This is a genomic window from Sedimentibacter sp. B4 (assembly GCF_000309315.1).
Taxonomy (GTDB): Bacteria; Bacillota; Clostridia; order Tissierellales; family Sedimentibacteraceae; genus Sedimentibacter; species Sedimentibacter saalensis.
This window is the reverse complement of the sequence record NZ_CANG01000034.1, coordinates 1-25,151: the sequence shown is the minus strand read 5'-3', so window position 1 is coordinate 25,151 and position 25,151 is coordinate 1. Positions and strand designations below refer to the sequence as shown.

26 protein-coding genes are annotated in these 25,151 nt (G+C 36.4%); 18 read left to right on the top strand and 8 right to left on the bottom strand.

The annotated features are described in order from the left end of the window. Window positions 1–111: 111 nt before the first annotated feature. Both recA and BN358_RS06115 read right to left on the bottom strand, forming a co-directional pair. Window positions 112–1,134, bottom strand: a complete 1,023-nt coding sequence (recA, locus tag BN358_RS06120) for a recombinase RecA (protein ID WP_019228335.1) — start codon at window positions 1,132–1,134, stop codon at window positions 112–114. 362 nt (window positions 1,135–1,496) lie between these two features. Continuing rightward, window positions 1,497–1,940, bottom strand: a complete 444-nt coding sequence (locus tag BN358_RS06115) for a universal stress protein (RefSeq protein ID WP_019228334.1) — start codon at window positions 1,938–1,940, stop codon at window positions 1,497–1,499. Between the two features lie 176 nt (window positions 1,941–2,116). Here BN358_RS06115 and BN358_RS06110 point away from each other — a divergent pair, with 176 nt between their 5' ends. From BN358_RS06110 to BN358_RS06060, 13 genes are all read left to right on the top strand, one after another. Beyond that, window positions 2,117–3,301, top strand: coding sequence for an MFS transporter (locus BN358_RS06110; RefSeq protein WP_019228333.1), 1,185 nt, complete (start codon window positions 2,117–2,119; stop codon window positions 3,299–3,301). 2 nt (window positions 3,302–3,303) lie between these two features. Beyond that, entirely contained in the window at window positions 3,304–3,438 is a 135-nt protein-coding gene (locus BN358_RS28295; protein ID WP_019228332.1) for a hypothetical protein, read from the top strand. 53 nt (window positions 3,439–3,491) lie between these two features. After that, a complete protein-coding gene (locus tag BN358_RS22780) occupies window positions 3,492–3,668 on the top strand; it encodes a small, acid-soluble spore protein, alpha/beta type (protein ID WP_019228331.1) in 177 nt (58 codons plus the stop codon). Between the two features lie 2 nt (window positions 3,669–3,670). Continuing rightward, window positions 3,671–4,408, top strand: coding sequence for a class I SAM-dependent methyltransferase (locus BN358_RS06105; protein WP_019228330.1), 738 nt, complete (start codon window positions 3,671–3,673; stop codon window positions 4,406–4,408). Window positions 4,409–4,426: 18 nt separating this feature from the next. Continuing rightward, the gene (gene hslO / locus BN358_RS06100) at window positions 4,427–5,305 is read left to right on the top strand and encodes an Hsp33 family molecular chaperone HslO (protein WP_019228329.1); all 879 of its coding nucleotides are present in this window, start codon (window positions 4,427–4,429) and stop codon (window positions 5,303–5,305) included. Window positions 5,306–5,946: 641 nt separating this feature from the next. Next, entirely contained in the window at window positions 5,947–6,381 is a 435-nt protein-coding gene (locus BN358_RS06095; protein ID WP_019228328.1) for a 4Fe-4S binding protein, read from the top strand. Window positions 6,382–6,389: 8 nt separating this feature from the next. Next, on the top strand, window positions 6,390–8,546 hold the full coding sequence (locus BN358_RS06090; RefSeq protein ID WP_019228327.1) for an aldehyde ferredoxin oxidoreductase family protein: 2,157 nt from the start codon (window positions 6,390–6,392) through the stop codon (window positions 8,544–8,546). A 119-nt stretch (window positions 8,547–8,665) separates the two neighbouring features. After that, window positions 8,666–8,863, top strand: a complete 198-nt coding sequence (gene thiS / locus BN358_RS06085; protein ID WP_019228326.1) for a sulfur carrier protein ThiS — start codon at window positions 8,666–8,668, stop codon at window positions 8,861–8,863. Between the two features lie 263 nt (window positions 8,864–9,126). Continuing rightward, window positions 9,127–10,152, top strand: coding sequence for a molybdopterin-binding protein (locus tag BN358_RS06080; RefSeq protein WP_019228325.1), 1,026 nt, complete (start codon window positions 9,127–9,129; stop codon window positions 10,150–10,152). Window positions 10,153–10,188: 36 nt separating this feature from the next. Continuing rightward, the gene (locus BN358_RS06075) at window positions 10,189–11,211 is read left to right on the top strand and encodes an XdhC/CoxI family protein (RefSeq protein WP_019228324.1); all 1,023 of its coding nucleotides are present in this window, start codon (window positions 10,189–10,191) and stop codon (window positions 11,209–11,211) included. 11 nt (window positions 11,212–11,222) lie between these two features. Next, a complete protein-coding gene (gene modA, locus BN358_RS06070; RefSeq protein ID WP_019228323.1) occupies window positions 11,223–12,038 on the top strand; it encodes a molybdate ABC transporter substrate-binding protein in 816 nt (271 codons plus the stop codon). 8 nt (window positions 12,039–12,046) lie between these two features. Continuing rightward, a complete protein-coding gene (gene modB / locus BN358_RS06065) occupies window positions 12,047–12,733 on the top strand; it encodes a molybdate ABC transporter permease subunit (protein ID WP_019228322.1) in 687 nt (228 codons plus the stop codon). Next, window positions 12,730–13,788 carry a sulfate/molybdate ABC transporter ATP-binding protein gene (locus BN358_RS06060; protein WP_019228321.1) on the top strand — a complete coding sequence of 353 codons (1,059 nt, stop codon included), beginning with the start codon at window positions 12,730–12,732 and terminating at the stop codon, window positions 13,786–13,788. The genes modB and BN358_RS06060 overlap by 4 nt, the downstream gene beginning before the upstream one ends. 34 nt (window positions 13,789–13,822) lie before the next feature. Here BN358_RS06060 and BN358_RS06055 read toward each other — a convergent pair whose 3' ends face one another. Continuing rightward, complete coding sequence (locus BN358_RS06055) at window positions 13,823–14,167, bottom strand: winged helix-turn-helix domain-containing protein (RefSeq protein ID WP_019228320.1); 345 nt, start codon at window positions 14,165–14,167, stop codon at window positions 13,823–13,825. 105 nt (window positions 14,168–14,272) lie between these two features. On the opposite strand from BN358_RS06055, the gene BN358_RS06050 reads away from it, so the two are divergent. Together BN358_RS06050 and ytxC are read left to right on the top strand one after the other, a co-directional pair. Then, window positions 14,273–15,007 (top strand): DUF6873 family GME fold protein, encoded by a 735-nt coding sequence (locus tag BN358_RS06050; protein ID WP_019228319.1) that lies wholly within the window; start codon window positions 14,273–14,275, stop codon window positions 15,005–15,007. Between the two features lie 26 nt (window positions 15,008–15,033). Further along, a complete protein-coding gene (gene ytxC, locus BN358_RS06045; RefSeq protein WP_019228318.1) occupies window positions 15,034–15,873 on the top strand; it encodes a sporulation protein YtxC in 840 nt (279 codons plus the stop codon). Window positions 15,874–16,237: 364 nt separating this feature from the next. Here the strand turns inward: ytxC and BN358_RS06040 are convergent, their stop codons facing one another. The 5 genes from BN358_RS06040 to BN358_RS06020 are packed head-to-tail and all read right to left on the bottom strand — an operon-like array spanning window position 16,238 to window position 20,502. After that, window positions 16,238–17,278 (bottom strand): PotD/PotF family extracellular solute-binding protein, encoded by a 1,041-nt coding sequence (locus BN358_RS06040; protein WP_019228316.1) that lies wholly within the window; start codon window positions 17,276–17,278, stop codon window positions 16,238–16,240. Window position 17,279: 1 nt separating this feature from the next. Beyond that, window positions 17,280–18,077: an ABC transporter permease gene (locus BN358_RS06035; RefSeq protein ID WP_019228315.1), complete on the bottom strand. Its 798-nt coding sequence runs from the start codon at window positions 18,075–18,077 to the stop codon at window positions 17,280–17,282. Continuing rightward, window positions 18,071–18,910 carry an ABC transporter permease gene (locus BN358_RS06030; RefSeq protein WP_019228314.1) on the bottom strand — a complete coding sequence of 280 codons (840 nt, stop codon included), beginning with the start codon at window positions 18,908–18,910 and terminating at the stop codon, window positions 18,071–18,073. The genes BN358_RS06035 and BN358_RS06030 overlap by 7 nt, the downstream gene beginning before the upstream one ends. A 2-nt stretch (window positions 18,911–18,912) precedes the next feature. Further along, on the bottom strand, window positions 18,913–19,953 hold the full coding sequence (gene potA / locus BN358_RS06025; RefSeq protein WP_019228313.1) for a spermidine/putrescine ABC transporter ATP-binding protein: 1,041 nt from the start codon (window positions 19,951–19,953) through the stop codon (window positions 18,913–18,915). A gap of 12 nt (window positions 19,954–19,965) precedes the next feature. Beyond that, window positions 19,966–20,502: a helix-turn-helix domain-containing protein gene (locus BN358_RS06020; protein ID WP_019228312.1), complete on the bottom strand. Its 537-nt coding sequence runs from the start codon at window positions 20,500–20,502 to the stop codon at window positions 19,966–19,968. Between the two features lie 279 nt (window positions 20,503–20,781). Between BN358_RS06020 and radA the strand changes: the two genes are divergently transcribed. Genes radA through BN358_RS06005 form a run of 3 tightly spaced genes read left to right on the top strand, consistent with a single transcriptional unit; the run spans window position 20,782 to window position 24,842 of the window. Beyond that, entirely contained in the window at window positions 20,782–22,140 is a 1,359-nt protein-coding gene (gene radA / locus BN358_RS06015; RefSeq protein ID WP_019228311.1) for a DNA repair protein RadA, read from the top strand. A 40-nt stretch (window positions 22,141–22,180) separates the two neighbouring features. Next, window positions 22,181–23,095: an AAA family ATPase gene (locus BN358_RS06010; RefSeq protein ID WP_019228310.1), complete on the top strand. Its 915-nt coding sequence runs from the start codon at window positions 22,181–22,183 to the stop codon at window positions 23,093–23,095. A 1-nt stretch (window position 23,096) separates the two neighbouring features. Then, window positions 23,097–24,842 (top strand): hypothetical protein, encoded by a 1,746-nt coding sequence (locus tag BN358_RS06005; protein WP_019228309.1) that lies wholly within the window; start codon window positions 23,097–23,099, stop codon window positions 24,840–24,842. Window positions 24,843–25,151 lie beyond the last annotated feature (309 nt).

The window sequence follows — 25,151 nt, the reverse complement described above, 5'->3', positions numbered from 1 at the left end:
TTTTGCTTTTCCTATTTTGCACTATCAAAACTACACGTTGTATATTTATTTTAACATTTAAAAAAAATTAATGTAATATTTTTTAAAAAAATTATTTCCAAAATAATACTTTTATTCTTCTCCAGATATTTCTCCTACAGGCATAGTGATTTCACCTATTTTAAATTTTTCTCTTATTCTGGATTCAATGCTATCCATAAGTTCGGGATTTGCAAGAAGAAATTCTTTGGCGCTTTCCCTTCCTTGTCCTATTCTGTTGCCTTCGTATGAATACCAGGATCCTGATTTGTTGATTATTTCAGTTTCTGCTCCCAAGTCAACAATACAGCCTTCTCTTGATATTCCTCTGCCGTAAATTATATCAAATTCTGCTTGTTTGAATGGTGGAGCCACTTTGTTCTTCACTATTTTAACTCGGGTCCTGCTTCCGAAAACATTGTCGCCTTTTTTCAATGTTTCAATTTTTCTTACGTCAAGGCGCATTGAAGCATAAAATTTCAAGGCCTTTCCTCCTGTTGTAACTTCAGGGTTACCAAACATTATTCCTATTTTTTCACGAAGCTGATTTATGAATATGGCTACAGTATTGGACTTGTTTATTGCACCAGCTAACTTTCTTAAAGCCTGGGACATAAGTCTTGCCTGTAATCCCATGTGGGAATCTCCCATGTCTCCTTCAATTTCAGCTTTTGGAACTAAGGCTGCAACAGAGTCAACAACTATTACATCTATAGCTCCGCTTCTTACAAGAGCTTCTGCTATTTCAAGTGCTTGTTCGCCTGTGTCAGGCTGAGAAATTATCAATTCGTCTATTTTAACACCGAGTTTCTTTGCATATCCCGGATCCAAAGCGTGTTCTGCATCTATAAATGCAGCTGTTCCGCCCTTTTTTTGTGCTTCTGCTATAATATGCAATGAGACTGTTGTCTTTCCTGATGATTCTGGTCCATATATCTCTATGATTCTTCCTTTTGGAACCCCGCCGATACCTGTTGCAATATCAAGGGGCAATGCACCTGTAGATATGGCTTCTATATCAAGCTTTGCATTTTGTCCCAGTTTCATTATTGAACCTTTTCCATATTGCTTTTCTATCTGAGCAAGTGCCAGTTCAAGGGCTTTTTCTTTTTCCATTATTACCTCTTCCTTATGTCGCGCAGTTTGCTGACAAGTTAGTTTGTGTCTTATTAAATTAAAAAGTAGATATGAATTATTCTTATCTACATCTTATATTAACATTTTTCAGAACTTAATGTAATATTTTATTTTATATTTTTTAGAAGATATAGTATTTAATTTTGATTTATCCTCCATACAGTCTGCAGAGCATTATGGCAAATTAACAAAAAAATTGCAGCATGGCTGCAATTTTTAATATACTAGGAAAGTTCTCATTCCTAGTATATTAAAAACGGGGATACTCAGTTAAAACGCGAATGCGTTTTAACGCCGAAGGGGGACATAGGTCCCCCTAGCGGAGTTGCGGAGCAACTTTTTTATTGTTCGTTAACAACCAATACAGGGCACGGAGCATCTGATATAACTCTTTGGGTAACTGAGCCTACAAAAAACCTCTCAAATTTTGAAAAGCCTCTTCTTCCCATTACAATCATATCGTAATTTTCATCTCTGGCAACTTTAATAATTTCTTCATCAACTGTTCCAAGAAGAAACTTTTTATCATAAGTAATATTGTCAAGATTAAGTTTCTTGAGCGTATCTTCAAGCAATTTACTGTCAATTCCTTTTATAATATCAAGCATTTCATTTAGTTCCGGATCCCAGAAAGGTTCATATTCATACACCTTAATTGGAATTGGATTTATAGAAACAGTTATAAAAGTAAGACTTCCTCCTAGTTTTCTGGCAATGTCAACAGCCTTGGCAGCGGCTTTGTTTGAAGCTTCGGAGCCGTCAATGGGTACTAGTATTTTTTCCATTTTACCCTCCTTAGGAATAAATTTTATTTCCATTAAACTTATACCCATTCATATGACTGCTAATCAATTTTAGTCAACATTAACAATTTGATAATTATCTTTTTTAACAAAAAATATTCCAATATTTTGATTTTATGTTATAATTCATAAAGGTAATAGCTAAAGTCGGAGGACTTATGAAAAAGGCATCAATAGGAAGATTGTACTTGATGTATGGATTGTTTTCAATATTTTGCAACCTGGCACATCCAATAACGCCCACAATGTTCATAGAAAAGAACTTTGCCGATTACTTGTTCGGTGTGTCATATGCAGCCATGTCGCTCAGTTATTTTGCAGGTTCACTTGTTTTTGGAAGCATAGGAGACAGCATGGGACGAGTGAAGACCATGGCTTTTGTAATGCCTGTGTATGCATTGTCACAGTTTGTTTTCGGAGTGACTGATTCTGCTGTGATTACAGTGATTGCAAGGCTTGTGGCAGGATTTTTCAGCGCTGGGGTCTTTGTGTGCAGCCTGGCGTACCTTGTTGACCTCACCACAGAAGAAGACAGAGGAGTTCACATGTCTTACTACGTTGCATGTAATTCAGTGGGTGCAGCATTTGGATATTTTATAGGTGGAATTATTGGCAATGTTTCAATTTTGACTGTCATAACACTTCAGACAGTTACCATAGTTATATGCGGTATAATAACCTACATGCTGCTTGAAGAAACAAGCATGGGAACTTCAAGATTTTCATTGAATATTTCTATAAATCCATTTAAGTCATACAACAATATTGCAGGGAAAATGCCAAGAATACTCACAACATTCTTGTTTGCTGTATTTTTGACTTCATTTGCCACAACAGCCTATGACAATGCTTTTAATTATTACTTGAAAGATGCTCTAGGACTTGGGTCTTCATACAACGGTATAATAAAAGCAGTTATAGGAATTATAACTCTTGTAGTTAATTTTACTATAAACATTTATATAGTAAAACATACACAGACTAGAAAATCGCTGATTGTTGTATTGCTGTTGTGTGGAATTTCAGCAATAGCTGTTCCGTTCATTTCAGGAATGTATCCGTTTTTTGCAGGCAACATATTATTTTTCATGTTTAATGCAATTTACTTGCCTATACAACAGGATATTGTAACAAATGGTCAGGGATCAAGAACAAGCGGCCTCATATCCGGGATATTCAACGCAGTCAGGGCAATAGGAATGATTTTCGGCTCATTGTTTTCAGGTTTTATTTATGAGTGGGGAAACAAGCTTCCGTTTATTGCATCCTCAATAGTGTTTTTTATTAGCGTTGGAATTTCTGTTATTAACTTAGAGCAATACAAATTGAAATCTGCGGAGTGATTATGAATTTACAATTAAAAATTATATTGGTCACAATGTTTTTTGTTATTTTAATAAGTTTGCAGTTCACATTGAACAAAATACTTTTGACTTTAAAGGAAATAAAGGCGATTTTACTTGTCAAAAAAGATAGATAAGAATAATTTATGAAAATTCAACCATAATACTTCTATAATACAAGGAGGAAATTATGGCTGAAAAAAAGAAAAAAGAACCAACACCTGAAGACATAATGAAAATGGAGATTGCCGCAGAACTGGGCCTCATGGAAAAAGTGGCAGAATTGGGTTGGGGAGGACTTACTGCCAAAGAAACAGGCAGAATTGGCGGACTGATGACTGCCAAGAAAAAGCAAAGGAAAAAATAAAAATGCAAAATAAAAGCTATAAGGAATTCTCGCAAATTTATGATTTGCTCATGGATGACATAAATTACGAAAAATGGACATCCTTCATAATTGAAAAAATAGATGGCAGCAGAAAAATACTTGAAGCTGCCTGTGGTACAGGAAGCATTACCCGATTATTGGCTGAAGCTGATATAAAGGTAACTGCTTTTGACCTGTCTGAGGACATGCTCATGCGCGCCTATGAGAAGCTGGGCAGAAATCCCGGAGTGAAGCTTCTTAATCAAGATATGACAAATTTTAAAATTGACGACAGGTTTGAAGCATGTGTATGCTGCTGTGACGGAATTAATTATCTTACAGAAAATCAAACTGCATTGTTTTTCAAGAATGTGCATGATCATTTGAACCAGGGCGGAAAATTCATCTTTGACATGAGCACTGAATACAAGTATGAAACCATGTTCAATGAAACATATGTCTACGATGACGGTGAAGTTTTTTATGTTTGGGAAAATATGTCTGATGAATGCAGCAATAAAATTGACATGGAAATTAATTTTTTTGTAAAGGATTCATCAGATAAATATTCAAGAATAACGGAAGAACAGACACAGTATGTTCATACAATAAAAAATATTGTTGACATGCTTAAATCAGAAGGTTTCTCCAACATAAAAATATACGATGATTACAACAATGGATCTGGTGTCTTACCTGAGGAATCTTTGCGTGCAGTTTTTTGCGGTGAAAAATTATAGCTAAGAAAGAGAGATATTATGGACTACATGATAAGAGCAATAGATGAGAAAAAAACATTCAGAATATTCATGGTAAAATCAACTGATACAGTTGAAGAAGCAAGGCTTCACCACAACACTTCCCCCACAGCATCTGCAGCCCTTGGAAGGACATTGACTGCTGGACTCATGATGGGATATATGTTGAAAAATGAAAAAGACAGGCTGACTATTAACATTAATGGAGGAGGACCCATTGGAACATTGCTAGTGGTTTCTGACAACCAGGGTCATGTAAAGGGCTATGTTGAAAACCCCGACGTTAATTTGGATTTGAAGGAAAACGGAAAGTTAAATGTTGGAGGGGCCGTAGGAACAAACGGAAAAATTACAGTTTTAACTGACATAGGAATGAAGGAACCATACGGAGGAAGCACAGACCTTACAACAGGAGAAATAGGCGAAGACATAGCATCTTATTACTGGATTTCTGAACAACAGCAGTCTGCTGTTGCATTGGGAGTGCTGGTTGATGTGGACTATCACATAAAGTCGGCTGGAGGATTCATAGTGCAGCCTCTTCCATTCATTGAGGAAGAAGATCTTGCAAAGTTAGAAAATGCATTGGGCAAAATGAAATCAGTGTCAGATTACTTCGACAATGATGATGATGTTGAAGACATTGCACGAAAAATATTTTCTGATTTTGAAATAGAAATTACCGGCAAAATACCTGTGAGGTTCAAATGTGACTGCTCTGAAGAAAGAATGGCTTCAGCTCTGATATCCTTAGGAAAAGAAGAACTGAAGGATATAATAGAAGAAGACCAGAAAATTGAAACAGTGTGCCATTTCTGCAACAAAAAGTATTTGTTTGAAGGCGAAAAGCTGGTAAATTTATTTGAAAACCTTAAGTAGCATTTAACATTAATGGAATCCGGGATATCCCGGATTCCATTTTTTTGATAAACTAATTTTCCACATCGTAGGGGCGGATTTGTGTCCGCGCGGGGTTATACGGGAGGACACGAGGTCCTGCCCTACGCACTATGATTTCAAATTCACTGATAATTCCAAAATTATTTAAGTAACTATCGTACAAAAATCTGTGTTAACCCGTATTCAGTCTTATGACAAACTTAATTTTCCACATCGTAGGGACGGATCTTGTGTCCGCCCGGGGTTATTATACGGGAGAGCGCAAGACTCTCCCCTACGTGCTATGACTTCAAATTCATCGATAATTTAAAATTAATTTAAATAACTCTTACTTAAATTCGGGATATCCCGGATTTTTTTAAAAATTTATTTGTATATAATCTTATTTCAAGATTAAAACTCATTTTTTGGACAGGAACTACATAATATTATATATGAGTTTAAAAAGCGGTAACATTTAAAGGTTTTGACTCATAAAACATGACAAATGGTAAAATTCACAACCGTTTAATTAACTAATCGATATTGAATTATTCAAGAAAATCATTTATAATTAAATAAAAAATATTTATGCAAGTTCAATAATAAAATTGAAATGAAAGAAGTATATCAGGAGGTTTATGGTGAAATATTTGGCTAAAGATGATCAAAAATGCATTCAGTGCGGAACATGCGAAGAAGTGTGTTCAAGTGCCTATTTTAAAACTAAAGACAGATTGAAATCCTGCATTCAAATTAACAAAGAACAGGGAAAGCCGGAAATCAGCGTGTGTAGCCAGTGCGGAAAATGCATCGATATTTGTCCGGTAATGGCAATAACAAGGGACAAGCAGGGAGTAGTAAGAATAAACAAGAAAATTTGTGTTGGGTGTTTCATGTGCGTAGGATTTTGCCCTGAATTGTCCATGAGGCAGCATGATGATTATATTGAACCGTTCAAATGCATAGCTTGTGGATTATGTGCAAAAAAATGTCCGACAGGAGCTATAAGCATTGCTGAAAAAGATGATTCACAATCACAGGAACTTAAGCTTGATAAACTTTTTAATAAATAGGAGCGAATATGGATATTAAAGTTTTAAGAGATAATCATAAGCTGTTGGCGGAATATAAGTATGAACTTGGGAAAATCGACAAGGGATACACCGGCAGATCACTTTTTGTAAATGTTTCAGAAAATAAAATAGAGTCAAAACCCGTAAGCCAGATGATGAAAGATAAATTTGTAGGAGGCAAGGGCTTTGGACTCTGGTATTTATGGAATGCTACAACACCTTCAACAAAGTGGAACGACCCTGAAAATGAAATAATAATTTGTGGCGGACCGGTTTGCGGCATTACCCAGTACCCTGGTGCAGGAAAATCTCTTGTTTGTAGTATTTCACCTGCTACAGACATGCCAATTGATTCAAATGTGGGAGGATATTTTGGCCCTCTATTGAAGTTCTCAGGATGGGATGCCCTTGAATTGCAGGGAAAATCAGAAAAGGATATAATAATTGTTATTGACGGCAACAATGGCACCGTATCAATAGAAGAAGCACCTTTAGAAGCAGTTGACGGTCATGTTCTTGGAGAACAGCTTACAGAAATGTATGCTGATAACGAAGAAGACAAAAGAAACGTAGCAGTTGTAACTGCCGGAAGCGGTGCTGAACACACACGCATGGGTCTTTTGAATTTTACTTTCTATGATCCGCGAAGAAAGGTTGCCAGATTAAAACAAGCAGGCCGCGGAGGTATAGGAACAGTATTCAGAGATAAAAAAATAAAGGCTCTTGTTGTAAAATTCAGCTCAGTGAAGGGAGATTTGAACAATCCTTTTGACCAGGGAATACTTAACAGAACAGGAATAAAGCTTCACAAAGAAGTTCATGATCTTGACCCTAAGCAAAACAACATGAGGAAAATAGGAACTGCAAATATTATTGAGGTAATGGATGAATATGACTTGCTTCCTGTTATGAACTATCAGTATGGAAGCCATCCTGACACTCAAAAAATTAAATCTACAGTATTCATAGACAAGTACATTACTCAGGGAGTTCAAGACGGATGCTGGTACGGCTGTTCTTTAGCATGTGCAAAGGCAGCAGACAATTTTTTACTGAAAACCGGACCATACAAAGGACATAAGGTTACAGTGGATGGACCTGAATATGAAAATGCAGCTGGTCTTGGATCAAACTGCGCAATTTTTGATCCGGAAGGAATTTTGGAACTCAACTTCTATTGTGACACTTACGGCATTGACACAATTTCATTTGGTACTGCTACGGCATTTGCAATGGAATGTTATGAAAGAGGAATAATAAATAAGGAAATAACAGGAGGTCTTGAACTTAATTTCGGGAACTTCTATTCAGCCGCTGAGCTTCTCCACCAGATGTCAAAGGGCGAAGGCTTTGGTGTTGTTGTAGGTCAGGGAATTCACAGAATGAAGAAGCTTTTTGTTGAACAGTACGGAGCAGATGCTGATTTCTTGTTTGACATAGGAATGGAGCAAAAAGGTCTTGAATATTCAGAATACGGTTCAAAAGAATCACTGGCTCAGCAGGGTGGTTACGGCTTAACAAACAAGGGACCTCAGCACGATGAAGCATGGCTCATATTTATGGACATGGTTAACAACCAGATACCTACATTTGAAGACAAGGCAGAAGCACTGCATTATTTCCCTATGTTCAGAACATGGTTTGGCCTTTACGGTCTGTGCAAGCTTCCATGGAACGATATAGCTCCTGCAAACAACAAGTTCACATCAGAACCTGCAAAAATTCCTGAACATGTGCAAAATTATCTGGACATAGTGTATGGAGTGACAGGAAAAAGACTTGGAACAGCCGACATGGTGAGAGAATCCGAAAGAGTTTACAACTTCCAGAGAATATTCAACATAAGATTGGGCAAGGGATTGAGAGAAAATGATAAAACTCCTTACCGTTCAATGGGACCTGTTACAAAAGAAGAATATGAATCAAGACAGGAAAGATATGACACGCAATTAAAAGAAAAAATTGGGTATGATATAACTGGAAAAACTACTGAAGAAAAAATGATAGTATTAAGAAGCTACAGAGAAGACCAGTATGAAAAGCTAACAGATGCAGTATACAAAAGAAGAGGCTGGAATTCAAACGGTGTTCCAACCATAGAACATCTTAAAGAACTGGGCATGGATATGCCAGAGCTGATAGAAGTTGTTAGAGGCCTGCAATAGAAATTAAGAATTAAGAGTTAAGAATTAAAAATGGTGGTTGGAATTGTGCGTTGCACAATTCCTTCATTCATTATTAACTTTTCATTATTCATTCTTAATCAAAAAAAGGTGGTGTGTAGATGATAAAAGTAAACAACCGTGATTTTCAGTGGGAACAGGGAATGACTGTTGAAGATATAATGAAGATTAAAAAGTTTTCATGGCCTAAAATCATAGTTAAAATTAATGGTCAGCACGTGGACGAAGAAGATTACAAGACAACAATAGTCAATGACGGTGATGATGTTCAGATGCTTCATCTGCTAGCCGGAGGTTAATTCTCAGAGTGAAATGTTGTATATTTGATACAAAATAATATCATAAAAATGAAAATCGCACTCTAAACAGGTGCGATTTTTTATACAAATGTTTTGCGATTATTTATTTATATTTTGCATGTGATGTTTGAAAATAATGTAATAAATTTTAGTTAATTATATATTTTGCAACATTATTTTGATATAATTATTATATCATTATTAGTTAATAGCAAGAATTTTAAATATGAAAATAAATGGCTTGCTTTGTGAAAGGGATTTGTATGAAAGTAGTAAGGACTGAAGATTCAGTTGGAATGGTGCTTGGGCATGATATTACGGAAATTGTGCCAGGAGAATTCAAAGGAGTAGCGTTTAAAAAAGGACATGTTATACAGGAAGAAGATATTGAAAGACTCCTTAGAATAGGTAAAGAGCATATATATATTTTTGAACTCAAAGAAAATGAACTCCATGAAGATGAAGCAGCATTGGCTTTAGGAAATCTTATATGCGGCAGGGGTGTGCACTTTTCAACTCCTCCTCGTGAAGGAAAAATCAACATTCTTCCAGACTATAAAGGTCTGCTTAAGATAAATCGTGATGTACTTGATGATGTCAATGAACTTGGAGATATTTGTCTGGCTACAATACATGGGGATAGAACTATAAATGAAGGAGAACTCATAGGCGGCTGCAGAGTTATACCTCTGAAAATAAATAAGACAAAAATTGAAGATGTTGAAAAGATTATCCATGAAAAGGGAAAAATTTTTGAAGTCAAAATGTTTAAACATTATAAAGCTGCAATAATAGTGACTGGAAGTGAAGTGTACAAGGGAAGAATAACAGATAAGTTCGGACCTGTTGTGGAAAGAAAACTGTTGGAATTTGGAGCTGAAGTGTTTTATAAGACTATTGTGCCTGATGATTCAGACACAATTAAGGAAACTATTCTTAAGTGCAAAGAAATGGGAGCAGAACTTATAGTTGTAACCGGAGGAATGTCCGTGGACCCAGATGATAAAACACCAGGTGCAATAAAATCAACCGGTGCAGACATAGTTTCATACGGGTCACCTGTACTGCCGGGAGCAATGTTGTTGTTTGCGTACTCGGGTGGAATTCCTGTTTTCGGGCTTCCGGGTTGCGTGATGTTTTCTGCAACAACAGCATTTGATATACTGTTGCCAAGAGTAATGGCAGGAGAGATTATTGTAAAAAGAGACATTACCAGAATGGGATATGGAGGACAATGCCTGAAGTGCCAAGTGTGCACCTTCCCAAATTGTCATTTCGGAAAATATTAATTTTAAATGATAAGCGGTAAACAATAGGAGATTAAGATGGATTTTTATGAGTTTCTTAAACAAATTGACAAGAACAAAGAAAATATAGTCATTACTATTCTATCAGGCCATAACATGGGAGAAAAAATTGTTTTATCAGACGGAGAAATAGTATACAAGGACAACAATGATTTGAACACGGAAAAAATAATTTCTGCCATACCAGAAATCAAAAAGAGCCAGTCATTAACAGTTGATGGGGAAAAAATATATGTTGAATTCATGAGACAAAGCTACAATGTTGTTGTCTGCGGGGCAGGACATATTTCCATTCCGATTATTAAAATATGTAAGCTTCTTGATTTACCTGTGACGGCAATAGATGACAGAATCACATTTGCCAACAATGCTGCTAAAGCAGGAGCTGAAAAGGTTATATGCAAGCCCTTTGAAGAAGCATTAAAAGATATTGAAGGCAGCAGTGGCACGTTTTTTGTTATTGTAACAAGAGGCCACCGTTATGACCAGACTTGTCTGGAAAATATCATCCAAAAGGAAAATGCCTATATAGGCATGATTGGCAGTAAGGTTCGGGTGGCCAAAGTGCTTGATTATTTAGAAAGTGAAGGCATTTCCCGGGAAACATTAGACAAAGTTTACACACCTATAGGACTTAAAATAGGAGCCGAAACACCAGAGGAAATTGCAGTAGCAATTATGGCTCAGATTATTGAAGTCAAAAACAAAGAAACAGGTTCAAGTGCCTATAGCGATGAATTGTTAAATGCCGTGCTAAGGGAAGAAAGCAAGGCAATACCAAAAGCAATGGTTACAATCGTTTCAAGAAGGGGCTCAGCTCCAAGGGATGTGGGAACAAAAATGGTAGTTTACAAAGATGGCACAATAATAGGAACTATCGGCGGAGGATGTGTTGAATCAAGCATTAGAGGAGACGCATTGATGTGCATTGACAATAAAAAACATAAATTAATCTCAGTTGACATGACAGGAAGACACGCTGAAGAAGAAGGTATGGTTTGTGGCGGTGTTGTTGAAGTGTTTGTTGAGTCAATTAATTGATGGAGGATAAAGTGAAAAAAATTATTGCTGTAGTTTTAATTGTATGTTTAGTACTTGGTTTTTCAGCATGCAGCAAAAATGCAGAACCTGATGAAAATAAGGGTTCTTCCATGAATGAGTCTGAACCTGCAGTTAATGAAACATTGCTTGTTGCAGCAGCAGCAAGCATGAAAAATTGTTTTGAAGATGAACTAATTCCTATGTTTGAAGAAAAATATCCCAATATTAAGGTGGATGCAACATATGACAGTTCGGGAAAATTGCAGACTCAAATCGAAGAGGGTGCTGATGTTGATGTATTCATGTCAGCAGCCATGAAACAGATGAATGAATTGGATGAACAGGAACTCATGGTTAAGGAATCAATAGTCAAGCTCCTTGAAAATAAAGTAGTCCTTATTGTTCCCAAGGATAGTGATAAAGGGATTAATGCTTTCGAAGAAATTTTAAAGGCGGATACTGTTGCTGTTGGTGATCCTGACAGTGTTCCTGCCGGTCAGTATGCCAAAGAGATTTTTGAAAATCTAGGTCTGTGGGATGAGGTGTCAGCAAAATCAAGCCTTGGAACAAATGTAACCGAAGTATTAAACTGGATTTCTGAAGGAAGTGCAGATGCAGGAGTGGTTTATTCAACAGATGCTGCTTCAAATAAAAATGTAATTGTTGCAGCAGAAGCACCTGAAAAAAGCGTATCCCCTGTAATCTACCCTGTGGGGATTATAAAATCTTCAACAAAAAAAGATTCGTCGAAATTGTTCGTTGAATTCCTGAAAAGCAATGAAGCTTTGTCTGTTTTTGAAAAATATGGATTTACGTCTTTAAAATAGGAGGGTTTATGGACTGGTCTCCAATGCTTATTTCACTAAGGACAGCCTCGCTGTCAATTTTAATTACATTTTTCCTTGGAATTTTTGCAGCGAGGTTTGTTATAGCAATGAAATCTGACAAGGCAAAGATAGTTATTGATGGTTTATTGACCATGCCATTGGTGCTTCCGCCAACTGTGTTAGGTTTTTTTCTCCTGCTGATTTTTGGAGTTAAAAGGCCATTTGGAAAAATTCTGCTTGATTTTTTAAGCATCAAAATTGTATTTTCATGGACAGCAACCGTATTGGCTGCTGTTGTTGTTTCTTTTCCTCTTATGTACCGCTCATCCAGAGGAGCATTCGAACAGGTGGATAAAACTTTAATAATGGCAGGTCGTACCCTGGGAATGTCAGAAAGGAAAATATTCTGGCGTGTGGTGATGCCATCAGCATTACCTGGTGTAGCTTCAGGAGGTGTGCTTGCATTTGCGAGAGGTCTTGGGGAGTTTGGGGCGACTGCAATGATAGCAGGAAACATAGCAAACAAGACCAGGACACTTCCACTGGCAATTTATTCCGAAGTTGCAGCAGGCAACTTGGAAGGAGCATACGGATATGTGGCAGTAGTATTGATGATTTCCTTTTTTGTGCTGTCACTTATGAACTATTTCACAATTAAAGGAAGAAAATATGCAAATAAGGATGAGGAAAAATGAGTTTATTGGTTTCAATAAAGAAATATTACAAAGGTTTCACACTGGATGCGGATTTTGAAACAGATGAAGAATACCTTGGAATTTTAGGCGCCTCAGGGAGCGGAAAAAGCATGACTTTAAAATGCATTGCAGGTATTGAAACTCCTGATGAAGGGGTGATTGTACTCAATGGGAGAGTGCTTTTTGATTCTGTGAATAAAATAAATTTAAGTCCTCAGGAAAGGAACATAGGTTATTTGTTTCAAAATTACGCGTTGTTTCCTAATATGACAGCAGAACAAAATATAGGTTCCGGGCTTAAAATGACGAAGAAAGAAAAGAAGATCAAGATCAATGAACTTATTAAATCATTTCATTTAGAAGGGCTTGAAAACAAGTATCCTTCACAGCTTTCAGGAGGTCAGCAGCAAAGAGTGGCCCTGGCGCGTATTTTTGCTTATGAGCCTGATGTGTTGCTTTTGGACGAGCCTTTTTCTGCACTGGATACACATTTGAAAGATAAACTTCAGACGGAAGTTATTGATATATTGAAGCTTTATAAGGGAGAAGTGTTGATGGTCACCCACAGCATGGATGAGGTATATAGATTCTGTGAGAATATTGCTTTTATTGAACGGGGAAAAACTGTTCTGTCAGGAAAGACAAAAGAATTATTTGCCAAGCCAAACCTTTTTGCTGCAGCAAGGCTTACAGGATGCAAGAATATTTCAAAATGTAATGTTTTATCAAATCATCAAATTTATGCTGTTGACTGGGATTTTATATTTGAAACGGAAGAACTGGTTCCCGAAAATATAAATTATGTTGGAATTCGAGAGCACAGCTTTCAAATAGCAGACACAGCAGATGTAAAAAATACGGTTGTATGCAAAATCAATAAAATAGTTGAAGAAGTCTTCGAATATACCATAATAGTTGAAAACATGAATCAAAAAACACGAAATGAAAATTCTGAAATGTTATTTAAAGTCAGCAAGGATGAATGGAATAAAAGAATAAACAATAAATATCTTTATTTAAATGTTCCTGATGATTCAATTTTGATGCTGAACTGATAACTGCATCAAAGCATTTTTGATGCAGCTATGATTAAATATATTTGCTAAAATACCTGACAAAGGACTCAGAGGCGTGACTGTTAAGTTCATTTATAAAGGAAGAGTATTTCTCTGAAAATTCTATGCCTTCAGGTGTTAATTTTGAACCGCCGCCTCCTGCTCCTCCTATTTTTCTGTCCAAAAGCTTAAAACCCAGGGCAGTTTCAGCACCCTTTACCATTTTGCATGCTTTTGAATAAGATAAATCCATGCTTTTCGCAGCTGCACTTAAAGATTCACATTCTTGCGTCAATGTTAGCAGAGCCAATACTCCTGGACCAAAAAAAATCTCATTTTTTGCCAGGCGAATTTGTAAGTAGTAATGTAATTCTTCCATTTATATTTCCCCCATAATTATATATATGTATTTTATCAGAAATGTAAAAAAAATGATATAATAATAGAAATATTTTCTAAACATAAATTTGTGCAAGGAGCAATTATGAATCCGTACTTACCTCATAAAAAGCCGCGATTTGTTATAATCGACTACAAGGCTGATGATGAAATTTTAAATTATTTAAGAAAAATGAACATTGAACCCATAAAAACCATTAGGTGCGTGGATTTGCAGGAACCTGTTGACGGACATCCGGATATGGTTATTTTTCCTGTTGATTTTGAAACATTTATAGTTGCTCCAAATGTGTACGATTATTATAAAAATGTTTTAGAAGACAAAGGAATAAAAGTTATTAAAGGTGGAAAAACTCTGTGTAGAAACTATCCTGAGGATATAGCATATAATGTAGCAAGAATAGGGAGATATGCTGTGCACAATACAAAGCATACAGACCAGGTTTTAAAGTATTATTTGGAAGAAGCAGGCGTTGAATTCATTCATGTCAATCAAGGCTACACTAAATGTTCCACAGCTTTAATCAGCGAGACAAAAGCTTTGACATCAGATGTCCTGATACATGAAAAACTCAAATCATATAATATAGACTGTATGTATATAGATCCCAAGGTGGTGTATCTGAAGGGATATGATCACGGATTTATCGGTGGCTGTGCAGGGAAGATTAATGATAAAATATTTTTGTCAACAGGCAAAATCCTTGATGAAAGTATTTTGTGTTCATTAAAGCAATTTATCCATACTGCAGGATATATATATGAAGAAGCTTCAGAAAGGCAAATAATAGATTTGGGATCGCTGATACCAATAATATGACCTCCCTGGCAGAGAGGAGTGACTAAGTGGAGCTTTTATCATTAGAGTTAAATGAAAATGAAAATCATGAGTTGTTTAATAATATCAAAATAATCACAAATTTAGATGAAAGTGATATTAATATAGAATTATCCTCCACAGATGAAGGAAATATACGAGTAAGATATTTTACAAATGAAAAATTAAATAAAAGAGAACTAACTGAAAAAATAATTGCAAAGGTGACAAAACTTCTTGTTGAATACACAAAACTGGAAAGCATAAACTGTCTTAAGGAAAACTACTTTTATTTTGATGAAGATGAAGTGGGAGCAATAATAGAAGACATAGAGGATGAAATAGACAACGACGTTAAAATCAAACTTATAATCAAAAATAAGTTCAAAGAAGTCCTTGAAAGGTCCAGTACAATAAATTTAAACGGATTCATAAACTTCAGGCTTAAGTTCATTAAACTTTATGCAGTCCAGGTTGTTGAAAGATGCATTGACTCTTACCTTATGAAAAAGGAATACCTTGATTTTATCAGCATCATTAAGCTCATATCCGACAAGGATGAAAAAGAAAATGAGCTTGTGAACATCATGTACAACAATAACAAGCTTCAGGTATACGACAAGAACATGCAGAAGCTAACGTTCATAACAAATGCAGAGTTTTCAACAGAATTTGGTGAAAAAACAGTGTTGTACGATGAAATTATAATCAACATTCTTTTAAGCATATCGCCCAAGAAAATAATTATTCACGAAGCAAAAATAGATAAGAAAAACAAAGAAGCAACAAATACTATTGATGTAATAAAAAAAATATTTGAAAACAAGGTTGAAATATGCAAAGGGTGCAAGTATTGCGAATTTCTGTAGAAAATGTTGTCATCCTGAACGATAGTGAAGGATCTCATCTTTATTGATAAGATGAGATTCTTCGGGCTACGCCCTCAGAATGACAGCGCCAAAAGTTACTTGTCATCAACCTGAGGGTGCATAGCACCTTGAAATATTGTAACATTTAAGAAAACTTCAAGGTTCATGTAATATTATGGTAGCAGGGAATATATAGGGGATAAAGGAGGAATACATATGTCATTCTTAGTTTTAGCAGCTTTGATAATAATAACAGTATCAAGTGCGGTTCATTTGGTGAATTTAAAAGAAGCACAAACTGACAACGAACAAATATAAATAAAATATAAAAATGAGCGCTTGCGCGCTCATTTGTGTTTTTTGATTATTCTGCCATTATTTGAGTCCACCTTGATGTGTAAAGGTCTATGAATTCTTTAGGGTCCCGGAACATTTCCATTTTTTTGATATCTTCTGATGGAATGTTGAAGGCTGAATTGTTTAAAAGCTCTTCATCAACTTCTTTGATTGCCTCAGTGTGCACTGTTGAATACCAAACCTCGTCAATGTTTCTTAATGTTGCTTCCTTGGAGCAGAGGAAATTTATGAATTCTTCAGCAAGGGGCTGATTTTTGGTTGTTGATGGAATAAACATGGCATCAATCCAGATGTTGCTTCCTTCCTTAGGAATCACAAAGTCCAGGTTTTCATTTTCTGACATTGCAGATACTGCTTCACCTGACCAAACAAGAGCCATGTCTGCTTCTTCATTTATCATTATGTCAGGAGCCCCGTCAGTTATGTACGCCATAACAAGAGGTCTTTGCTTGATGAGAAGCGCTTTTGCTTCATCAAGTTCTTTTTCATCAACTGTGTTAAGAGAATATCCCAAAAGCTTAAGAGCTGCTGCAAAAGCATCCCTTTGGGAATCCATCATTATGATTCTTTGTGAATATTTTTCATCCCAAAGCATTGACCAGCTATCTGAAGAAGCATCAACTGTTGTCTTGTTATAAAGAATTCCCAATGTTCCCCAGAAATAAGGAACAGCGTATTCGTTGTTGGGATCGTAGGGCTGATTTTTGAATTCTTCATCTATGAACTGGTAGTTTGGAATGTTGTCAAAGTTCAGTTTGTTTACCATTCCTTCGCTAATCATTCTCTCTATCATGTACTCGCTTGAAATTATAAGGTCGTAATCGGAAGCACCGGCTTTTGCCTTGATGTACATTTCTTCAGGTGTTGAATATGTGTCATATTTTATTGTAACATTGTTTTCTTTTTCAAATTCTGAAATCAGCGTCTTGTCCATGTAAATGTCGTAGTTCAGCACATTCAGAACTTCTTTTTCTTCTGATTTGCTGCTGCATCCTGCAGTCAGTATCAATGCAATAATACATACAATAAGTACTAATTTATTTTTCATTTTAAGCCTCTTTTCTTTTATTAGTAGCTTTTTCAGCTCCGCTTGATCTTTTGTTGATAAGTATCATTAACAATAACACCACAGTGAGCATTATTGTTGATAACGCGTTGATTGTAGGACGAACTCCTCTTCTTGCCATAGAATAAATTACTATGGAGAGATTTGTCACTCCTTCTCCTTTTGTAAAGTAGCTGATGATGAAATCGTCTATGGAAAGAGTAAAAGCCATCAAAAATCCTGTTACTATTCCAGGTTTGATTTCAGGTATTATAACTTTTCTTAAAGCATACATGGGGGTAGCGCCCAGATCCATGGCTGCTTCGGTCATATTAACGTCCATTTGCTTCAACTTTGGAAGTATGGACAATATCACATATGGAGTGTTGAACACAATGTGTGAAATAAGCATTGTTTTAAATCCAAAATCAATGTTGAATGATATGTAAAGTATCATGAGGGAAATACCTGTAACTATGTCTGGATTTACAACCGGCAGGTAGTTTACATTGAGCATGATTGATTTCATTTTTCCCTTCATGCTGTTGATGCCTATGGCAGCAATTGTACCAAGTATTGTGGATACTATTGCGGATATCAAGGCAATTGATATGGTGTAATAAAATGCTGAGCGTATGTCACCATCCTGAAAAAGCTCCACATACCACTTGAGTGAAAAACCTGTCCAGTTTCCTCTGGATTTTGATTCGTTGAAGGAAAATACAGCCAGGACTGCAATAGGGGCATAAAGGAATATGAAAATCATCCCCATGTAAATTCTTGATAGATGTTTTTTTACCACAGCCTTGCCCCTCCTTCCTTGTCCACGTCAAACTTGTTCATGATGGACATTGAAATCAAAATAATTATCATCATTATTATGGAAATTGCCGAGCCAAAGTTCCAGTCGCCGTTTAATATGAACATTTTTTCAACAAGGTTTCCAATCATCATGCTTTTGTTGCCTCCTAAAAGCTGCGGTATGATGAATGTGCTTACTGCAGGCATGAAGACCATTATTATTCCTGATATCACTCCGGGCATGCTGAGGGGCAGAATGATTTTTCTGAACACAATGTACTTTGTAGCTCCTAAATCATCGGCTGCCTCAAGAAGTCCTGTATCCATCTTGCTCAGTGCCGTGAAAATGGGAAGTATCATGAATGGAAGAAAGTTGTATACCATTCCCATTACAGTTGCACCCCTTGTGTAAAGCATGTTTATTTTAGGAAAACCCAATAATTCAAACAGATTATTCAGTATTCCATTGTTCCCGAGAATTGTCATCCATGCGTATGTTCTAAGGAGCATGTTCATCCACATTGGAAGTATGCACAGGAATAACAGGGTGTTTCGTCTTGATAAATTTGATTTTGAAATTATGTATGCTGCAGGGTATCCCAGCAATAGGCATATGATTGTGCATATGGCTGCAAGAAATATGGAATCCCACAAAATGTTCAGGTACAGGGGGTCAAAAAACTTAATAAAATTGCCGATTGTAAAATTAATGTTTGTAAGCCCTCCGGAATCTGTTGTAAGACTGTACAAAAGAACCAGAAATGATGGAAATACAATGAATATAACAATCCATACAGCGTACGGATAGGCAAAATATTTTGTTCTGTCCTTCAAATCTATTCCCCCTTTTCCATTATGTGAATGTCATCAGGTGTGAGAGTGAGCCCGACTGTTGATCCTGCCGGTGCCATGTCTGTGGAATGAACCAGAAATTCATAACCAAGGACAACAATTCTCATTTCATAGTGCACTCCCTTGAATGTGACGGATTTTACAATTCCTTCGAGTTTTCCCTGGCCGGGAGGAGTTATATCAAGATCTTCAGGTCTTATAACGACATCAACTTCTTCGCCTTTTCCAAAACCCTTGTCCAGACATTCAAATTTCTTACCCAGAAACTCCACCAGGTAATCATCGTGCATTATGCCGTCTAGAATGTTGCTTTCTCCAATGAAATCCGCCACAAATGCATTCTGAGGCTCATTGTAAATATCGATTGGAGAACCCATCTGCTGAATTATTCCGTCATTCATTACAACAATTGTGTCTGACATGGTGAGAGCTTCTTCCTGGTCGTGAGTAACATATATGAATGTTATTCCTATTTGCTTCTGCATGGCCTTAAGCTCCTGCTGCATTTCTTTTCTTAATTTCAGGTCAAGGGCACCCAGAGGTTCATCAAGGAGCAGGACCTTAGGCTCGTTGACAAGGGCTCTGGCTATGGCAATTCTTTGCTGCTGTCCTCCGCTTAATTGGTCTATTCTTCTTTTTCCGTAATTTTTCAAATTGAAAAGTTCAAGCATTTTTTCCACCTTGCTTGTAATGAGGCGTTCATCCATCTTTTTTATTCTCAGCCCAAATGCAATGTTTTCAAAAACATTCATGTGAGGAAAAAGGGAATATTTTTGAAACACAGTGTTTAGCTGCCTCTTGAAAGGAGGAACATCGTTTATAAGATGGCCGTCAAAAAAAACATCCCCTTCATCAGGAGTTTCAAATCCTCCTATAATCCTGAGGGTTGTTGTTTTGCCGCAGCCGCTAGGGCCCAGCAATGTTACAAATTCATTTTTTTTAACTGACAGGGTAATGTCATCAAGAACAGTTTCACCGTCAAATTTTTTAGTAATATTATTCAATTCGATAATTGCATTGTCCATTTAATTCTCCTGCTAGAAACTTGGCGGAGTGCAGACCCATACCACACGGGCGGGATTTTTACTCGCATTTTCTATATAATGATTTTTATTTGATTTGAAATAAAATGATTCTCCTTTTTTAACCTTGTACACCTGGCTGCCGTAATTGAGCATTACTGTTCCGGACAGTATGTAACCAAACTCTTCGCCTTCGTGGGGGACATGAAGTTTTGTCTTGCCGTAGCTTTTCAGCTCCACCATTATGGGTTCCATGGCATTTTTCTGTGCGTTTGGAACCACCCAGTTAATTATGTAGTTATCATCTGCTTCCTTCACAAACACATCTTCTTCTTTAAATACTATTTTGCTGTCAACTGCTTCGTTGAAAAAGCTTGCCAGGTCTGTACCAAGACATTCCAAAATGTCTGTTAATGTGGCTATGGATGGAGATGTCAAATCTCTTTCAAGCTGCGAAATATATCCCTTTGTAAGTTCACATCTGTCTGCCAGCTCCTGCTGAGTGAGAGAATTGGCAACTCTCATTCTTTTTAGGTTTTCTCCTATGTTCATAAATACCTCTCATGAGTTAAGTTTAAAATTACTAAACTTTGAAGCAGTTATAATTATACATGTCGTGAAGTGCAATGTCAATACATAAATGGTAAAATTAGGGTAATATCAAAGATTTTGGCGATTACAGAACATTAAATGTTTAAAATGGCTAAACATTTTAATTATGTTTACGAAGCAAGTCCAACAGATGTAGACAGCTTAACTTAGTGCCATTATATATTGACATTAATCTACAATTTATATATAGTTGTATTTGATAAATAGATGAGGTGTATTATGGCAAAGGTTAAGACAAAGTTTGTTTGTCAGGAATGCGGATATGAAACAGCAAAGTGGTTTGGAAAATGTCCTTCCTGCGGAGAATGGAACACTCTTGTTGAAGAAATAGAATCAAAGGCCTCTGATACAAAAAGCCAAAGGGGCATAAGCAAAGGCAAAATAGAAAAAATTCAAAATATAACGTCTTCTAAGAAAGACAGAATTTCATCAGGCAGCAAGGAGATGGACAGGGTTCTGGGAGGCGGTATAATCAAAAGTTCACTTGTTCTTGTGGGAGGAGATCCGGGCATAGGAAAGTCAACGCTTCTCTTGCAGGTTGCTGATCATGTGTCAAAAAAGAACTTAAAGGTTCTTTATGTTTCCGGTGAAGAATCAGGTGAACAAATTAAATTAAGAGCAGACAGGCTTGGACTTGGTGAAGGCGAGCTTTACATACTTTCGGAAACAAACATAGATATTATAAAAGAACTGGTAGAGAAGGAAGAACCTGACCTCTTGATTCTTGATTCCATACAGACAATTTATTCGCCTGAAGTTGTGTCGGCTCCGGGAAGCGTCAGCCAGGTCAGAGAAGTCACAGCTATGGTTATGCGTATGACAAAAGTGAGAGACATGGCTTCATTTATTGTGGGACATGTAACCAAGTCAGGTGCCATAGCAGGACCCAGGGTTCTGGAGCATATGGTTGACACGGTTCTTTATTTTGAAGGGGAAAGACATTTTTCTTACAGAATTTTAAGATCTGTTAAAAACCGTTTTGGTTCCACAAATGAAATAGGTATTTTTGAAATGCGTGAACAAGGACTTGTTGAAGTTGAAAATCCTTCGGAAGTTTTTCTTAGGGGAAGGCCTGTTGATGCCTATGGAACCGTGGTTACTGCAGCAATGGAAGGAACAAGACCTGTACTCATAGAAATACAGGCTCTGGTCACATATTCACCTGCAGGTTTTGCAAAACGAATAACAACTGGAATTGACAACAACAGGGCAGCAATGCTTCTTGCTGTGCTTGAAAAAAAAGCAGGACTGGCTCTTCAGAGTTCAGATACTTTTTTGAATGTCACAGGTGGACTGCAGCTTAAGGAACCTGCTTGTGATCTTGCAATTCTTTGCGCTCTAGCTTCAAGCTTCAAGGAAATTCCAATAGATTTCAAAACAATTCTCCTTGGCGAGGTAGGTCTTACTGGGGAAATAAGGGGAGTTAATTCTGTAGAAAAACGAATTATTGAAGCTCAGAAAATGGGATTTGAAAGAGCCATAATTGCTGAAGCTAACTTAAATGCTACAAAGGATTTGAAAAACATTGAAATTGTTCCTGTTAATAACGTAAGACAGGCTATGGACATGTTGTTCTAGATATCATTATTTATTTAAAAATTAAATTTAGGAGACAATAATGCTTGATTTTTTAAGAAAAGAAGGAATCAGTGAGAGACTGATAACTGAAATAGATAAATTCAGAAAATTTTATAAAGTGGATACAAAAATGGAATACAGAATTCCAAGTCCAAAATACAACTATTACGGAAACGATGTGTGGGAAGAAGCAATAACATCAATATTGTGCGGAGAAAATCTTCTTCTTGTGGGTTCGAAGGCAACTGGTAAAAATGTTCTTGCTGAAAATCTTGCAGCGGTATTTGCAAGACCAAGCTGGGATATTTCTTTTCATGTGAACACAGACTCTTCATCATTAATAGGAACGGACACATTTGAAAACGGACAGGTTGTATTAAGACGGGGCCCTATATATGAATGTGCTGCATGGGGTGGATTCGGTATTCTTGATGAGATAAACATGGCAAAGAACGACTCTGTTGCAGTACTCCACGCAACACTGGACTACAGAAGAATAATAGATGTTCCGGGATACGACAAAATAAAAGTTGATGATGCAGGCAGATTCATTGCAACCATGAACTACGGTTATGCAGGAACCAGAGAGCTTAATGAGGCACTTGCTTCCCGTTTCATGGTAATAAACATGCCGAACATATCAACGAAAAATCTGAAAAAGATGCTATATAAAGAATATCCAAACTTAAAAGAAGAATATCTTGAGCAATTTGCAGGACTTTTCAAGGACTTGAGATTGAAAAGCGAAAATTCTGAAATTTCAACAAAATCAGTTGATTTAAGAGGGCTTATTTCAGCAATCAATCTTATGGCCAAAGGGCTTGAAGCAAACAAGGCACTGCAGATGGGAATAACAAATAAATCATTTGATGATTTTGAAAGAAAACTGGTTGAAGATGTAATCAGACTAAGATTGCCTGACAAACTTGAAAGGGAAGAAATTTTTAATTATTAATATGGAAAATCATAACGATGAAAAGAAGAGGGCTCAGAACATCATATGGAATGCATCAGGAGACTATTCATTCACAAGCGAAGATGGCGCTTATGCAGAAGATGGAAGTGCAGAGCTTTATTTTAACTTTATAATAGGAGCAGTTCATAAACATTACGACTATCCTAAACTCTTAAGTTTCTTCAATTATCTAAAAAGCGATATTGATCATGAATTTTACAGGGAACTCACGTGGATAGGACTTGAAAACAGCGCTTTTGAAAAAATAAGGGATGAACGTCCTGTCCTTGAAAATCTTCGAATGGATTATGCACGTAAGGTTTTGGAAAACGGAAGGACAGCCGAAAAAAACATATTGCAGGAAGTTAAAGAGGCCCATTATATGAGGGCTTTGGGACAGGAAATTAAAATCTCAGGAAGGCTTCTGGAAATATTAAACGCAATTGAGTTTCACAATGATATGGACACAGGGCAGATAATAGACAGCATGAAACAAATCATCAAATTGTACTTCAGATTCAATGCCGGAACCTATGAAACTCTTTCAGGGAAAAAAGAAAAAAGAAGTTCCGTGGCAGAAGCAACAAAAGAAGGTACAGATGAAATTTCATCTAATTTTGAAAGTGCTCCGGCAATGGACATTGCAGTTGATGAGTCAGCTGAAACATCAAGAGACTTAAGTTTTCAGGAACTGGATGAAAAACAAAAGAAAGTTGTTTTTGATATAAGAATAACTAATAAGACAGTAAATCAAGACAGACAGTTTATTCAGAAATATTTTGGCTGTTCAACAATTCCAGAGCATATGACGAAAAATCTTGAAAATATATTGTGCGTTGGCAACCACAAAAAATCCAATCTTCACTTTACTCGGGGAGAGTTTGACAAGAATTCAGGAAATGATGCTGATGCCGAGTACTTCAAAAAATCTGCCTTTGAGCAAAGAGAAACAAACTTGGAATATTACAGGCAAGATTTTGCGAGAAATTATGAGAGTATTTCAAAACTCACAAACAAAATCAGAAATACGCTCATTGCACATTTTGAATCATCATCAAGCTGGTCAAAGGCAGGAACTCTTGCAGCACAAAAAATTTGGAGAAACGTCCTGCTTGACGACAATAAAATATTTGTAAAAAATTTCAGGAACAATCCTGGCAATATTGCTGTTGACATATTGCTTGATTCTTCAGCCTCACAGGTGGAAAGACAGGAAATAATAGCTGCGCAAGCGTTCATAATTGCAGAAAGCCTAACAAGGTGTCAGATTCCTGTAAGGGTTTATTCCTACTCGAGCCTGAGAAATTTCACCATTATTAATTTGTATCGCGATTACATGGAAACTGACAAGAATAACAGAATTTTTAATTACAATACTGCAGGATGCAACCGTGACGGCCTGGCAATCAGGACAGCCCTTCACATGATGAAAAATTCTGACAGCGAGCACAAAATACTCATAGTACTTTCAGATTGCAAGCCAAATGACATACAGACAAATCCTGCTACGGGCATAATTCCTGCAAGGATTGAATATTCTGGAGCAACTGGCGTTGAAGACACGGCGATGGAAGTTAAAAAGGGAATAAATGAAGGCGTATCAGTGTTATGCGTTTTCACAGGACTTGATGAGGATGTACCATCAGCAAAAAAAATCTACGGCCGCAATTTTGCAAAAATAAATACTCTTGACAGATTTGCAGACATAGTGGGTGTGCTCATTCAAAATCAGCTGAAGAACCTGTAATTTATTGTTAATTTGTATTTAAAGATGCTTGTTGTAAAATGACAACAGTGTTGTAATATTGCAACACATTATATTAGCATTAAATCAATGTTTTTTATCTTATTGACTAAATTTAATCAATTAAAATGGAATAACTGTTGTAATAATACAACAAATAATATATCAATAAATATTAAAAGTCAGAATACAATTAAAATATCAACACATTTTAATTGTATTTTTTTTGGCATTAAAATTGCATAATGATTACAAGGCAAATAATTTATAGATTAAAGGGCAATTAATAAAATAGTTTAGCAAGGAGGATAT

Coding starts and splice junctions, on each gene's coding strand:
- recA (WP_019228335.1), bottom strand. CDS start 1,134: ATGGAAAAAGAAAAAGCCCTTGAACTGGCACTTGCTCAGATAGAAAAG.
- BN358_RS06115 (WP_019228334.1), bottom strand. CDS start 1,940: ATGGAAAAAATACTAGTACCCATTGACGGCTCCGAAGCTTCAAACAAA.
- BN358_RS06110 (WP_019228333.1), top strand. CDS start 2,117: ATGAAAAAGGCATCAATAGGAAGATTGTACTTGATGTATGGATTGTTT.
- BN358_RS28295 (WP_019228332.1), top strand. CDS start 3,304: ATGAATTTACAATTAAAAATTATATTGGTCACAATGTTTTTTGTTATT.
- BN358_RS22780 (WP_019228331.1), top strand. CDS start 3,492: ATGGCTGAAAAAAAGAAAAAAGAACCAACACCTGAAGACATAATGAAA.
- BN358_RS06105 (WP_019228330.1), top strand. CDS start 3,671: ATGCAAAATAAAAGCTATAAGGAATTCTCGCAAATTTATGATTTGCTC.
- hslO (WP_019228329.1), top strand. CDS start 4,427: ATGGACTACATGATAAGAGCAATAGATGAGAAAAAAACATTCAGAATA.
- BN358_RS06095 (WP_019228328.1), top strand. CDS start 5,947: ATGGTGAAATATTTGGCTAAAGATGATCAAAAATGCATTCAGTGCGGA.
- BN358_RS06090 (WP_019228327.1), top strand. CDS start 6,390: ATGGATATTAAAGTTTTAAGAGATAATCATAAGCTGTTGGCGGAATAT.
- thiS (WP_019228326.1), top strand. CDS start 8,666: ATGATAAAAGTAAACAACCGTGATTTTCAGTGGGAACAGGGAATGACT.
- BN358_RS06080 (WP_019228325.1), top strand. CDS start 9,127: ATGAAAGTAGTAAGGACTGAAGATTCAGTTGGAATGGTGCTTGGGCAT.
- BN358_RS06075 (WP_019228324.1), top strand. CDS start 10,189: ATGGATTTTTATGAGTTTCTTAAACAAATTGACAAGAACAAAGAAAAT.
- modB (WP_019228322.1), top strand. CDS start 12,047: ATGGACTGGTCTCCAATGCTTATTTCACTAAGGACAGCCTCGCTGTCA.
- BN358_RS06060 (WP_019228321.1), top strand. CDS start 12,730: ATGAGTTTATTGGTTTCAATAAAGAAATATTACAAAGGTTTCACACTG.
- BN358_RS06055 (WP_019228320.1), bottom strand. CDS start 14,167: ATGGAAGAATTACATTACTACTTACAAATTCGCCTGGCAAAAAATGAG.
- BN358_RS06050 (WP_019228319.1), top strand. CDS start 14,273: ATGAATCCGTACTTACCTCATAAAAAGCCGCGATTTGTTATAATCGAC.
- BN358_RS06040 (WP_019228316.1), bottom strand. CDS start 17,278: ATGAAAAATAAATTAGTACTTATTGTATGTATTATTGCATTGATACTG.
- potA (WP_019228313.1), bottom strand. CDS start 19,953: ATGGACAATGCAATTATCGAATTGAATAATATTACTAAAAAATTTGAC.
- BN358_RS06020 (WP_019228312.1), bottom strand. CDS start 20,502: ATGAACATAGGAGAAAACCTAAAAAGAATGAGAGTTGCCAATTCTCTC.
- radA (WP_019228311.1), top strand. CDS start 20,782: ATGGCAAAGGTTAAGACAAAGTTTGTTTGTCAGGAATGCGGATATGAA.
- BN358_RS06010 (WP_019228310.1), top strand. CDS start 22,181: ATGCTTGATTTTTTAAGAAAAGAAGGAATCAGTGAGAGACTGATAACT.
- BN358_RS06005 (WP_019228309.1), top strand. CDS start 23,097: ATGGAAAATCATAACGATGAAAAGAAGAGGGCTCAGAACATCATATGG.